This is a genomic window from Cernens ardua (genome assembly GCF_051251085.1).
Classification (GTDB): Bacteria; Pseudomonadota; Gammaproteobacteria; order Pseudomonadales; family Halomonadaceae; genus Cernens; species Cernens ardua.
The window spans coordinates 35,489-49,682 of record NZ_JBPCZH010000008.1; the positions used below are offsets into that span (position 1 = coordinate 35,489).

The 14,194-nt window shown below is 51.1% G+C and carries 9 protein-coding genes; 1 reads left to right on the plus strand and 8 read right to left on the minus strand.

Annotated elements, in window-relative coordinates; translation table 11 throughout:
- Nucleotides 1–188: 188 nt before the first annotated feature.
- From greA to grpE, 8 genes are all read right to left on the minus strand, one after another.
- Nucleotides 189–665: a transcription elongation factor GreA gene (greA, locus tag LMG33818_RS12280; RefSeq protein ID WP_442323683.1), complete on the minus strand. Its 477-nt coding sequence runs from the start codon at nucleotides 663–665 to the stop codon at nucleotides 189–191.
- On the minus strand, nucleotides 662–3,916 hold the full coding sequence (gene carB, locus LMG33818_RS12285; RefSeq protein WP_442323684.1) for a carbamoyl-phosphate synthase large subunit: 3,255 nt from the start codon (nucleotides 3,914–3,916) through the stop codon (nucleotides 662–664). The genes greA and carB overlap by 4 nt, the downstream gene beginning before the upstream one ends.
- A 162-nt stretch (nucleotides 3,917–4,078) precedes the next feature.
- Nucleotides 4,079–5,230 carry a glutamine-hydrolyzing carbamoyl-phosphate synthase small subunit gene (gene carA / locus LMG33818_RS12290; RefSeq protein ID WP_442323685.1) on the minus strand — a complete coding sequence of 384 codons (1,152 nt, stop codon included), beginning with the start codon at nucleotides 5,228–5,230 and terminating at the stop codon, nucleotides 4,079–4,081.
- Between the two features lie 396 nt (nucleotides 5,231–5,626).
- Entirely contained in the window at nucleotides 5,627–6,685 is a 1,059-nt protein-coding gene (locus tag LMG33818_RS12295; protein WP_442323686.1) for an MBL fold metallo-hydrolase, read from the minus strand.
- Between the two features lie 171 nt (nucleotides 6,686–6,856).
- The gene (dapB, locus tag LMG33818_RS12300; RefSeq protein WP_442323687.1) at nucleotides 6,857–7,660 is read right to left on the minus strand and encodes a 4-hydroxy-tetrahydrodipicolinate reductase; all 804 of its coding nucleotides are present in this window, start codon (nucleotides 7,658–7,660) and stop codon (nucleotides 6,857–6,859) included.
- A gap of 178 nt (nucleotides 7,661–7,838) precedes the next feature.
- Nucleotides 7,839–8,993, minus strand: a complete 1,155-nt coding sequence (gene dnaJ, locus LMG33818_RS12305; protein ID WP_442323688.1) for a molecular chaperone DnaJ — start codon at nucleotides 8,991–8,993, stop codon at nucleotides 7,839–7,841.
- 235 nt (nucleotides 8,994–9,228) lie between these two features.
- Entirely contained in the window at nucleotides 9,229–11,154 is a 1,926-nt protein-coding gene (gene dnaK, locus LMG33818_RS12310) for a molecular chaperone DnaK (RefSeq protein WP_442323689.1), read from the minus strand.
- Nucleotides 11,155–11,328: 174 nt separating this feature from the next.
- Nucleotides 11,329–11,898, minus strand: a complete 570-nt coding sequence (gene grpE, locus LMG33818_RS12315; protein ID WP_442323690.1) for a nucleotide exchange factor GrpE — start codon at nucleotides 11,896–11,898, stop codon at nucleotides 11,329–11,331.
- Between the two features lie 414 nt (nucleotides 11,899–12,312).
- Between grpE and recN the strand changes: the two genes are divergently transcribed.
- Nucleotides 12,313–13,992 (plus strand): DNA repair protein RecN, encoded by a 1,680-nt coding sequence (recN, locus tag LMG33818_RS12320; RefSeq protein ID WP_442323691.1) that lies wholly within the window; start codon nucleotides 12,313–12,315, stop codon nucleotides 13,990–13,992.
- Nucleotides 13,993–14,194: the final 202 nt, after the last annotated feature.

Sequence of the window (14,194 nt, forward strand, 5' to 3'; positions counted from 1 at the left end):
TTAACAACCTTATCGTTGATCATTTTCATCGGTTATAGCGTATTACCATCACCACAAGCATACGCCATTCTTTGTCTAATAACAGAAGCCGAAGATTTGAATCTGCATCATCATCGTAAAATTTCCAAAAAGAAAAACGCCCATGGCATTCACCATGGGCGTTCCTCAGTCAGGCACGAAAGTCGTATTTAGATATGCTCTACTTCACTGATTTCGTACTCTACATCACCCCCGGGGGTACGTACATTCACGACATCACCTTCATCCTTGGCGATCAATGCACGAGCAATGGGTGAGGTGACAGAGATTTTACCTTCCTTGATGTTGGCCTCATCTTCACCCACGATGCGGTAACGAACAGTTTCATCCGTATCCAGATTCAATAGGGTGACGGTAACACCAAAAATAACCTTGCCACTTTTAGGCATCTTGGTCACGTCAATCACTTGCGCAGAGGAAAGCTTGGACTCGATCTCTGTGATACGACCCTCGATAAACCCCTGCTTTTCACGAGCTGAATGATATTCGGCATTCTCTTTCAAATCACCATGATCACGGGCTTCCGCAATCGCGTTGATGATATTCGGGCGCTCAACGCTCTTGAGCTGCGCCAGCTCTTCGCGAAGGCTTTTTTCACCTTCGACTGTCATGGGCACCTTATTCATGCCAATTCTCCTGCATGCAAATCCTTGAGACGACGCACAACGATCTGGTCACCATATTCCAGTGCCAGACAAACGGCACTAGCCCCTGCAATCGTTGTTGCATAGGGTACTTTAGACGCCAGAGCGGTACGACGAATCTCGGAAGAATCACTGATGGCCTGCCGACCTTCGGTAGTGTTAACGATGTACTGTACTTCACCGTTTTTCAACAGATCCACAATATGTGGACGGCCTTCAGATACTTTATTGACAGGCTTAACGGGTAGGCCAGCATCGGCAAGCGCCTTGGCTGTTCCTCGAGTGGCTATCAACTCGAAACCTAATGTTATCAAAGACTGAGCCACACTGATAACTGCCACTTTATCCGGATTACGGACAGAAAGGAAGGCAACCTTCGGCCCATCGCCATTTAATTGAGGAATTGGCTCGTTTGCACCCAGCTGAGCCTTAAAGAATGCTTCAGCAAAAGTACGTCCGCTACCCATGACCTCACCGGTGGACTTCATCTCCGGGGAGAGAATCGGATCGACACCGGTAAACTTGGCAAACGGGAAGACCGCTTCCTTCACACTGTAGAAATCAGGCACGATTTCCTGCGTAAACTCCTGTTTGGGCAGATCAATCCCTACCATGCAGCGTGCGGCAATTTGTGCCAGTGAGCGTCCGATGCACTTGGAGACAAAGGGGACTGTCCTGGAGGCACGAGGATTCACCTCGATGATGTAGATGTTGCCATCCTGCCAGGCCAGCTGAACATTCATCAGCCCGACCACATTCAGCTCTTTTGCCATGGCTACCACCTGACGGCGCATTTCATCCTGCACCTCAGTTGGGAGAGAATAAGGCGGCAGAGAACAGGCGGAGTCACCCGAGTGCACACCTGCCTGCTCAACATGTTGCATCACCCCGCCGATAACGACATTTTCACCATCGCTCACGGCATCAATATCGATTTCGATGGCAGCAGAGAGGAAATGATCAAGCAGTACCGGGCTGTCATTGGAGACCTTGACCGCTGAAGTCATGTAGCGCTCGAGCTCCTGCGGTGAGTAGACAATCTCCATGGCACGGCCACCCAGCACGTAGGAAGGGCGCACCACCAGCGGATAACCAATCTTTTCAGCCTTGACAAGTGCCTGCTCATAACTGCGTGCCGTCGCGTTCGCAGGCTGCAACAGATTCAGTTTTTCGATCATGTGCTGGAAGCGCTCACGATCCTCTGCACGGTCAATGGCATCCGGTGTGGTACCCACAATCGGCACACCCGCCGCTTCAAGATCACGCGCAAGTTTAAGCGGTGTTTGCCCACCAAACTGAACGATTACACCCACCGGTTTTTCGAGTGCGACAATTTCCAGTACGTCTTCCAGGGTGACCGGATCGAAGTAGAGGCGATCAGACGTATCGTAATCAGTCGAAACCGTCTCGGGGTTACAGTTGACCATGATGGTTTCATAGCCTTCTTCACGCATGGCGATGGCGGCATGAACACAGCAATAGTCGAACTCGATCCCCTGACCGATGCGGTTCGGGCCACCTCCCAACACCATGATCTTCTCACGATTGCTGGGATTGGATTCACACTCTTCTTCATAAGTGGAATACATGTATGCCGTAGACGTTGCAAATTCCGCCGCACACGTATCAACACGCTTATAGACAGGATGGATCGAGAGCGAATGACGCTGATTACGCACATCATGTTCGGTAACCGTTTTCTCGCCCGCTTTAGAGAACAGATCAGCCAAACGACGGTCAGAAAAGCCCATCCGCTTCCAGCGATACAGCTGACGTGCATCGACAGACGCCAATTCACTTTGGCTAATCTGTTTTTCAGCCTTGATCAGCTCTTCCATTTGGTGCAGGAACCACGGATCGATTTTCGTCAGCTCGAAAACGTCTTCGAGAGACAGGCCCGCGCGCATGGCATCCGCAACATAGAAGATACGATCAGCACCCGGGCGCTGAAGCTCTCCTTTCATGTGTGCCATGGCATCGGCATCCATGCTTTCCATTTTCGGGTCCAACCCGTCAACCCCGATCTCAAGCCCACGAAGTGCTTTCTGCAGCGATTCCTGGAAAGAACGCCCGATCGCCATGACCTCACCCACTGACTTCATCTGCGTAGTCAGGCGGTCATTGGCCTGCGGGAATTTCTCGAAAGTAAAACGAGGGATCTTGGTAACAACGTAGTCGATAGAGGGCTCGAACGATGCTGGCGTCGCACCGCCGGTAATGTCATTCTGCAATTCATCCAGCGTATAACCAATCGCCAGTTTTGCCGCAATCTTGGCAATGGGGAACCCCGTCGCTTTGGACGCCAGTGCAGAAGAGCGACTGACACGCGGGTTCATCTCGATAACCACCATGCGGCCATCTTCGGGATTCACACCAAACTGAACGTTCGAACCACCGGTTTCCACCCCGATTTCACGCAGAACAGCCAGAGATGCATCACGCATCACCTGATACTCTTTATCCGTGAGTGTCTGGGCAGGCGCAACCGTAATCGAGTCACCGGTATGCACCCCCATCGGATCAAAGTTTTCGATGGAACAAATGATGATGCAGTTGTCCTTTTTATCACGGACAACCTCCATCTCGTACTCTTTCCAACCAAGCAGCGACTCATCAATCAGCAGCTCATGGGTGGGGGAAAGATCAAACCCTCTATGGCAGATCTCTTCGAACTCTTCACGGTTATAGGCCACCCCACCACCAGAGCCGCCCATGGTAAATGACGGGCGAATAATACAGGGAAAGCCAACTTCAGCCTGAATTTCCCATGCTTCTTCCATGGAATGCCCAACGCGTGCACGGGGCGTTTCCAGCCCGATCTTGCGCATGGCCTGATCGAAACGGTCTCGATCTTCCGCTTTATCGATCGTGTCAGCATTCGCGCCGATCATTTCGACATTGTATTTCTTCAATACGCCATGACGCTCCAGATCCAGCGCACAGTTCAGCGCAGTCTGCCCACCCATGGTCGGGAGCAATGCATCCGGGCGCTCTTTCTCGATAATGCGCTCGACGACATCCCAGGTAATGGGTTCGATATAGGTCGCGTCAGCCATCACAGGATCAGTCATGATCGTGGCGGGGTTGGAGTTCACCAGAATAACGCGAATCCCTTCCTCGCGGAGCGCTTTACAGGCCTGCGCGCCGGAGTAGTCAAATTCACAGGCCTGACCAATCACAATGGGGCCGGCACCAAGGATCAGGATGCTTTTGATATCTGTACGTTTGGGCATGGCGTTAGTGAGTTCCTATGATTTGCTGGATGACAACGAAGCTCGTCATCACCAAAAACAGTTAAATCAGGGTAGGTGCAGTGCAAAGCAATAGTGCTAACACACCGTCAAAAGCCCTACCCGATAAGCGGCAGTGCCACCGAAGTAGTTCATGAATCACCGTCAGGCGCTTTTACGCTCTTCCATCATCGTGACAAAGCGGTCAAACAAAGGCGCGACATCATGAGGGCCCGGACTGGCCTCGGGGTGTCCCTGGAAGCTGAATGCCGGGCAGTCTGTGCGCTCAACACCCTGCAAGGTGCCATCAAAAAGGGAACGATGCGTTGCCTTCAGATTTTCAGGCAGCGTTTTTTCATCTGCGGCAAAACCATGGTTCTGACTGGTGATCAGTACCTTGCCACTTGCCAGATCCTGCACCGGGTGGTTAGCCCCATGGTGCCCCGTTTCCATCTTCACGGTATTAGCACCACTGGCGAGCGCCAGGAGCTGATGCCCAAGGCAGATACCAAATAGCGGAAGCTGCTTTTCACAGAAGACTTTGATTGCATCAATGGCATAATCGCAGGGTTCAGGGTCTCCCGGTCCATTGGAGAGGAAAACGCCATCCGGATTCATCGCCAATACCTCTTCTGCCGAAGTATCAGCCGGAACGATGGTCAATCGACACCCCCGTTCAGTGAGCATCCGAAGAATGTTGTATTTAGTGCCGAAATCGTAGGCAACTACGTGGTAAGGCAACTGTTCTGCCGTTTTTTCGTCATACCCCTTCGCGAGCGTCCACTCCCCCTGATGCCACTGCAACGGCTGTTTAGTGGAGGCCTCACGCGCCAAATCCATCCCTTTCAACCCGGGAAAATTCTGTGCCAGCTTGAGTGCATAGGCTTCAGCATCAGGCCCCGACGCTGCAGCACCTGTCACGATAGCACCCTTCTGCGCACCTTTTTCACGCAGTACACGCGTCAGTCTGCGGGTATCTATATCGGCAATTCCAACGATTCCTTGAGCGTTAAGATAATCACCCAGCGATTGGTTGCTGCGGAAATTGCTATAAAGGCGAGGAAGATCACGGATAACGAGGCCCGCAGCACAGATATAGGCTGACTCAACATCTTCAGCATTCACACCAGTGTTGCCAATATGAGGGTAAGTCAGCGTCACAATCTGACGAAGATAGGAGGGATCAGTAAGAATTTCCTGATAACCGGTCATGGCCGTGTTGAAGACGACTTCACCACTGGTTTGACCGTCAGCACCGATTGACAGGCCGTGAAATATACTACCGTCCGCCAGGGCCAGTATCGCAGGTTTGTTCAAGGCGCATTCCTCCAAAGGGAAGGTAACTTTGCATGATGACTCATCGCCAAAACCAGTCTATAAGAGAGCAAGGGGCAACGAGCACCATACCGAGTGTTGAATGAGGTCCAACATTAACTGGAATCATCTATCATTGACCCAAGTCAACGACGGAATAGCTTAAGCAAAGGCAGCAACCAAAGGCCTGTTTGGGCAGGAAAACGTGTATGGCCCGATTTGGTTTGATGCAGGCGAAAAAAACGGGACGAATCCCAAGGGTTTCATCCCGCCTGATGTTGACACCCTTGGGTCGCCAACACGCGATTGCGCTGCCTCATCTCCCGCCACTTGTTGCTCGCAGGACACCTTGTAGGAAAACCCTTGCTTGAGGCCAAATTTTTTAAATTCTACGCTATTTTAAGCAGAAGAACCAGAGGGCTTAAGCGAGACACGCGAAAAAAGTAGACTCTTGCCTCTATCTGGCACGATGAATGTATCGTGTGGTAGTTCGCTCTCATTGAGGGCCGTTTTCAAGCGTTGCTCAGGTTCAAATTGCCGGTCATCAGCCAATGCAAAACAACCAAAGTGGCATGCGATGCTTTGCCGAGAATTCAGCAGGTGATGCGCCCGAAGAGCTTCGTCGGGCCCCATGTGTACAGGCTGCATAAACCACGCCGGGCGAAAGGCACCGATAGGAAGAATGGATAATGCCATGGCCCCAAAGTGTGTATTGATTTCATTGAAGAAATCACCAAACCCCGTATCTCCCGCAAAGTAAAGAGGGCCGAGACCGTTTTCATAGACAAAGCCACCCCACAACGTGCGACGTTTATCCCAGATAGAGCGCGCTCCCCAATGTTTGGCAGGCACCAGCGAAAGCGATTTCCCGGCAAGTTCTGCTTTTTCCCACCAATCCAGCTCAACCACATGATTGATACCGGCATCGTACGCTAACTCACCATTTCCCAAAGGCGTATAGAGCGTGAGATCAGGAAAGCGCTTTGCCAGCTGACGCAACGCCCAAACATCACAATGGTCGTAGTGGTTGTGACTCAGCCAAATAGCATCTATAGGTGGCAAATTATCCAACGCAATCCCCGGCGCACAGTAACGCTTTGGCCCTGCAAACGTGAAGGGGCTCACTCGTTCTGACCAAACAGGATCCGTCAGAATATTCAGCCCGTTCAATTGAATCAGAAACGTAGAATGATTGATGAACGTTACTCGGACATGGTCACGATCAACCGGCGCTTCATCATGCCACGCGTGCTCAGGCCCTGCTTGCCACTGCCATGGCACTAGCGTGGCCTTGCGCTCCTTACGCCAGCGTTTAAGAGATTCACGGTCAAGATCGGGCATGGGAGGAACATTCTGAAAACGTTCACCATCAAAGTGATCGGAAACAGGCCCATTGTAACGGTAGCCACATGCCAGCCCTTTGAGAGTTAACCATGACAATGGTTTTAACTTCCTCATTCACCCATTCCTCTTTTCACGAACGCCACGTTCATTACTACTCGTTATCATTGCCCGGAGATAACGCTGTTTGCCACCACTACATTTGCCGCTAAATTTTCCACCACCGTTGAGGGTACCAGCGACAGAAAATAATGGTGATCGAGGGCACTATTGACAGATAACACCCGGTTATTTAAGACCCAGCATATCCTGCATGTCGTAGCGCCCCGCAGGTTGTTGTGCCAACCATAAAGCAGCACGAACAGCGCCATTGGCAAACGTCATTCGGCTGGAGGCTTTATGCGTAATTTCGATACGCTCACCTTCTGTGGCAAACATGACAGTATGTTCGCCGACAATGTCACCAGCCCGAATCACAGAGAATCCAATCTCTTTATCGGTACGCGGCCCACACTTACCCTCCCGGGAGAAAACCCCATCCGTATTGAGGTTGCGCCCTAGCGCTTCCGCCACCGCATTGCCCATCATCAGAGCCGTACCAGAAGGTGCATCGACCTTGTGCCGATGATGCGCCTCAATCACTTCGATATCGTAACCGGCATCACCCAATGCCCTGGCTGCAGTCTTCAACAAATTCAATGACAGGTTCACCCCCGTACTCATGTTAGCGGCAAAGAGAACGGGCACTTGTTGAGCATAGCTATCCAATTGGTGATCCTGCGTTGAATCCAGCCCCGTTGTACCAACGACGGATGCTTTCCCCTGTTGCGCGCAGAAGGCTAAAGCTTCAAGCGTTGTCTCCGGTTGGGTAAAGTCGATCAAGACATCGAAATCCGGGCTTTCCGCCAGAGAGGTAGTCGTCACCACACCGATACGCCCAAGGCCACACAGCTCCCCAATATCCACGCCGGCAAGAGAACTACCGGGGCGAACAACAGCCGCAGTCAATTCTGCACCTTCCGTTTCATGCACCGCCTGAACCAACATGCGTCCCATTCGCCCTGATGCACCCAATACTGCAATACGTGTCATTTGATTACCCTTAATCATCAACCCCTGCCAAACAGGGAAAAGTACGTCTGTTCACTACATCATACTGATATCAGGACGAAGAAACGACAGGCTACAGGCCTCTACGACACATAAAAAAAACCGGAAAGAGCAAATACTCTTTCCGGTTCAGAATGATCAAGGATTAGATGAGCAGCGATTAGCCACGCATATCCTCAAAGAATTTTTTAACGCCATCAAACCAACTGCTTTTGCGAGGCGAGTGCTTGGTTCCCGTTCCATCCAGGCTTTCCTGGAAGTTACGCAGCAATTCTTTCTGCTTATCATTCAGATTAACGGGCGTCTCTATCACAACACGACAAAGGAGGTCACCCGGTCCACCACCGTGGACAGACTTGACACCTTTACCACGCAAACGGAACTGGCGCCCTGTCTGAGTCTCTGCAGGAATTTTGAGGCTCACACGACCATCCAGCGTCGGTACGTCCAGCTCACCACCCAATGTAGCATCCACAAAGCTAATAGGGACTTCACAATAGAGGTCTCGGCCATCGCGCTTGAAGATAGAATGATTTTTTACGGAAATCTGGACATAGAGATCGCCTGCGGGCCCGCCATTGACACCACCTTCCCCTTCACCGTTCAGGCGAATGCGGTCACCATTATCGACTCCGGCCGGAATCTTGACCGATAGCGTTTTGGTTTCCTGTACACGCCCTTCACCATGGCAGACGGAGCAAGGCGTATCGGGAATTTCACCCGCACCGTGACAGGTAGGGCATGTTTGCTGAACAGCAAAGAAACCCTGTTGCATGCGTACCTGCCCCATACCGTTACACGTGGTACAGGTATGTTTCTTGGTACCCGGCTCAGCGCCTTCTCCATGGCAATGGCTACACTCTGCCAATCGGGGGACGCGGATATCAACGGTAGTCCCTGCTACGGCTTCCTCAAGATCAATCTCAAGGTTATAGCGTAGGTCGGACCCGCGCATGGCCCCATTAGGACCGCGACCACGGCCTCCGCCGCCACCTCCACCGAAGATATCACCAAAAACATCGCCAAAGATGTCGCTAAAGCCGCCTGCACCTGCACCGAAACCACCGCCACCAAAGCCGCCGGCCTGACCATCGACACCAGCGTGTCCGAACTGGTCATAGGCAGAGCGCTTCTCTTCGACCGAGAGCACTTCATAAGCTTCGGAAACTTCCCTGAACTTTACTGCCGCGGTTTCATCACCGGGATTACGGTCAGGATGGTATTTCTGTGCCAGGCGTCGAAAGGCTTTTTTGATTTCCTTTTGGTCAGCACTTTTGTCGACACCGAGGACTTCGTAATAATCACGTTTTGCCATGAGTCCAACGGCCTCCAGATAGCCGCCTGGGCCAGATGTTCCACGAACACCTGATGATTGCCCTTTATTCTGGTGTAAAAAATCACGGTTGGGCAAGCACAATAATGGAGCCAATGCCCCTTCTGTCCTTGCCCAATGTATTAATCATGAAATGGCGCGGAAGCCTAAACTCCCACGCCTATCAGATAAAGGCTGAACATCAGCCTTTATCAGGATGCCTATTTGCACATCTCACTTACTTTTTCTTGTCGTCGTCGACTTCTTCGTACTCGGCATCAACGACATCATCTTCTTTCTTGCCTTGCTGGGCCTGTTCCGCACCTTCAGCACCGCCCTGCTGTGCCTGATCGGCATGCACTTTCTGGGCAAGGCTGCTGGAGGCTTCGGTCAACGCATCAAGTTTGGACTGGATGGCTGACTGGTCATCGCCTTTAAGCGCTTCTTCAAGCTCAGAGATCGCAGATTCGATTTTTTCTTTCTCACCTGCTTCTGCTTTATCACCTGCTTCTTCCAGTGTTTTACGAGCAGCATGAACCATACCGTCCGCTTGGTTACGCAGCTGAACCAGCTCTTCGAATTTTTTGTCTTCCGCCTGGTGGGCTTCAGCATCGCTGACCATCTGATCGATTTCTTCATCGCTCAGACCACCAGAAGCCTTGATAACAATGGATTGTTCCTTGTTGGTCTGCTTATCTTTTGCAGAAACGTTCAGGATACCGTTGGCATCAATATCGAAAGCAACTTCGATTTGAGGCGTACCGCGAGGTGCCGGCGGAATATCGCTCAGATCGAAACGACCTAGAGACTTGTTCTGAGCCGCTTGCTTGCGCTCACCCTGCAGTACATGGATGGTCACTGCAGTCTGGTTGTCTTCAGCAGTCGAGAATGTCTGTGTTTTCTTGGTCGGAATCGTTGTATTTTTCTCGATCAGCGGAGTCATTACACCGCCCATGGTTTCGATACCCAGCGTCAGCGGAGTAACGTCGAGAAGCAGTACGTCGTTAACGTCACCGCCCAAAACACCCCCTTGAATAGCCGCACCAATGGCAACCGCTTCGTCAGGGTTTACATCCTTGCGAGCATCCTTGCCGAAGAATTCAGCCACTTTCTGCTGAACCAAAGGCATACGTGTCTGACCACCCACCAGAATCACATCATCAATACCGGAAGCAGAAAGGTCAGCATCAGACAGCGCCTGTTTGCAAGGTTCGAGAGACCGCTGCACCAGATCTTCAACCAGAGATTCCAGTTTTGCACGAGACACTTTCAGGTTCAGGTGCTTCGGCCCAGTGTTGTCTGCCGTAATGTATGGCAGGTTAACATCGGTCTGCTGAGCGCTGGACAGTTCGATTTTCGCTTTTTCAGCGGCTTCTTTCAGACGCTGCATCGCCAGAGAATCACCGGAAAGATCAATACCGCTCTCTTTCTTGAATTCACTGACCAGATAGTCGATCAGTTTATTGTCGAAATCTTCACCACCGAGGAAAGTATCACCGTTGGTAGAAAGTACTTCGAACTGGGTTTCGCCATCAACATCGGCTACTTCGATAATGGAAATATCGAAAGTACCACCACCCAAGTCATAAACAGCGATGGTTTTATCACCGCGAGACTTGTCCATGCCATAGGCCAATGCCGCAGCAGTAGGCTCGTTGATGATACGTTTTACATCGAGCCCCGCGATACGACCGGCATCCTTGGTAGCCTGACGCTGAGAATCATTGAAATAAGCAGGAACTGTGATAACAGCTTCGGTCACGGTTTCACCGAGATAATCTTCAGCTGTTTTCTTCATTTTTTTCAGCACTTCAGCGCTGACCTGCGGGGGAGCCATTTTATCGCCCTTGACTTCAACCCATGCATCACCATTGTCGGCCTCAACAATTTTGTAAGGCACGATCTTGATGTCTTTCTGTACTTCAGCGTCGCTGAATTTACGACCGATCAAACGTTTTACGGCATACAGCGTATTGGTCGGGTTAGTAACTGCCTGGCGCTTGGCCGCCTGACCTACCAACGTCTGACCATCGTCAGTGTAGGCAACGATGGAAGGTGTAGTACGTGCACCTTCAGCATTTTCAATTACTCGGGGTGACTTACCATCCAGTACTGCTACGCAAGAGTTGGTAGTACCCAAGTCAATACCAATAATACGTCCCATGTAGAATCACCTCATGACTTGTGCTTGTGACTGAAGTCAAATACCGCGACTCCAGAAAATTGTTAATTCATGCAATCGCCCGGATTGCTTGTCTAAATACAGATATAGGGGCATAAATTTCACTTTCAAGGCCCCATCACCATCATTTTTACCATTATGAGCAAAAAATCAGTCTTAAGGTGCCTTGCTGACAGCCACCATAGCAGGTCTGATCACACGACCGTTCAGTAGGTACCCTTTTTGCATTACGTCCACGACAGTATTGGGCTCAACATCAGGATTGGGCACCATGGCCATGGCTTCATGATATTCTGGATTGAAGGGCTCGCCTTGCGGATCGATAACCTCCAACCCTGCCTTCTGAAAAGCATCCTGTTGCATATCACGGGTCATGCGAAGGCCTTCCAAATGTACATCGTCCACGCCTTCTTGGTGCATTGTTTCATACGCCTTTTCCAACGTATCGGCGACGGGCAATAGACTTTTGACAAATTTCTCCAACGCAAACTTGCGCGCCTTGTCCACATCCTGCTCAGCACGGCGACGGACATTTTGGGCTTCAGCAGCCACACGCATGGACTGTTCCTTGGTGTGTGCCAGCTCCCCCTCCAGCTCTTCAATACGAGCCTTCAATTCACTGGTGGAGTCGTCCACCCTTTCGCCATCAACGGCTTCATCGTTACTGTTTTCAGCTTCGTTGACCTCAGGCTCTTCATGCCGAGGGTCATGAGCATCATGAGTCATCTGGTTACTCCTGATAAATAAAGGGTTATGCCCTGACATATAGCCATGCGGGCTATATGTCCAAAAAGTGGAACGCGAATCCTCAGCCTCATTGAATATGAACATCACGTTTGCCAACACAAATCATGACAACACAGATAGAGACAATGAAAACCCGCTTCAAAAAACCATATCTTCAAAAACCATATAAAGAAGATGGGGCCCAAGAATTCAATCTCAAGTCAGGCAACAATATAATTTTTACTGTATATAATTACATGCATGGTGTATAACTCTACCAACCACTGTATAAGTTAACATGCTTTTTTATGGTCAAAGGGCTTTGACTCCAGACCTGATACATTGATTTCAGGCGGCCGGTAGTCTCCGGGCCCAGCCAGTTTCCAATTCCGGTATTTCCGGATCGGAGGTTTCATGCTCACACAACTCACGATTCGCAATTACGTCATCGTTGATCATCTTGAACTTGATTTTCGACAGGGAATGACAGCCATTACTGGCGAAACAGGGGCAGGAAAGTCCATTCTGCTGGATGCACTGTCGCTTTGCCTGGGCGGGCGATACGAAGCAGGTAGTGTGAAACAGGGGGAAGAAAAGGCCGAACTGTCCGCCTGTTTCGATGTGTCTCGGTTACCCGCCGCACAAGCATGGCTGAATGCACGTGAACTGGAGGCAGACACCTGCATTCTTCGGCGTGTGATTACGTCCAGTGGGCGTAGCAAGGCATGGATCAACGGGTCTCCCTGTACGTTAGCGGATCTAAAAGCCCTGAGCGACCACCTGATCGACATCCATGCCCAGCACGCCCATCAATCCCTTCTTCGTGAACAGCAACATCAGGCATTGCTGGATGAATACGCAGGAATTGGAAGCGATGTCGAAAAACTGAGCCAGATTTACCACCGATGGTCCAAGGCACGTCAACGGCTCAAAACAGCACAGCAAACTGATAGCGAGGCCAATGCGAAACGTCAGCTTTTACGCTATCAAGTCGAAGAATTGGATGAACTTGCTCTGCAGGAGGGAGAGCTTGAACAACTGGAGCACGAGCAAACGCAATTGGCACATGCCGAACAGGCACAGATGCAAACACAGCAAGCTCTAAATTTTTGTGATGATGACGAACAGGGTGCTACTACCCTGATCGCTCAGGCCCGTCAGGCGCTGGAATCTCTGCCCGAACTCAATAATCCGGCCATTGCCTCTGCGCTGGCACTTCTTTCTGAAGCAGGTATCCAGCTGGACGAAGCGAGCAGTGAACTCAGTCACTATTTGAACAGCGCCGAACTCGATCCTGAGCGCCTGAATCAAGTGGAATCGCGCCTGGCGAGCGTTCACCAAATTGCCAGAAAGCATCACATCATGCCTGAAGAAATCATCTCGTTTGCACAACACCTCAGGGATCAATTGGCGCAATTGGAACCCGGCGAGGAAGACCTTGAGGCTCTGACACAAGAAGTACGCCAGTTAAGGGATGACTGGAGAACACTGGCACAAAGCATCTCCCAACAGAGATATTCCCACGCAACAACGCTAGCTCAACGCATTCAAGAGCAATTGGTCTATCTGGGTATGGAAAAATCCTGCTTTGAGGTCTCTGTCACACAACGGGATGCTGCACACCCTGAGGGAATGGATCATGTCACTTTTCTGTTCTCTGCCAATCCAGGGCAGCCGCCACGTCCACTCCACAAGGTGGCTTCAGGAGGTGAACTTTCACGTATCAGCCTCGCCATTCAGGTGGTAGCAGCTGCCCACAGCACTATCCCGACCCTCGTTTTTGATGAGGTAGATGTCGGCATTTCCGGTGCGACTGCAGAAATCGTGGGGCAGTTACTGCGGGAGCTGGGGCAAACAGGCGCACAGCTTTTATGTATCACCCATCTCCCCCAAGTGGCGGCTCAGGCGCATCAGCATCTTCACATCGAGAAGCAGAAGGATGACACAAGCACTCATACCCACATGGCCCTACTGGACGAGAGCGGTCGTATTCGTGAGCTGGCCAGAATGCTGGGTGGAATTCATTTGTCTGAACGAACACTCGCCCATGCACATGAAATGCTGCAAGGCGCCCAACAACCCGCACAACATTAAGTTTTTACGGCAGGAAGGGGCCTGATGGCTGCACAGGTCTCTTGCCATAATTGCGAGGAACATGCTTCCAGAGCAATATGGGGCGATCGCAGCCCCTTTCAAACGTCTTGAGAAAGGAAAATCACGCCAGCAATTAGCCAACGCCTTTTATTGTAAAAACCGCGCAATCGAATGCTAGTGGTGGGAGGGTTACAAAGGCCGG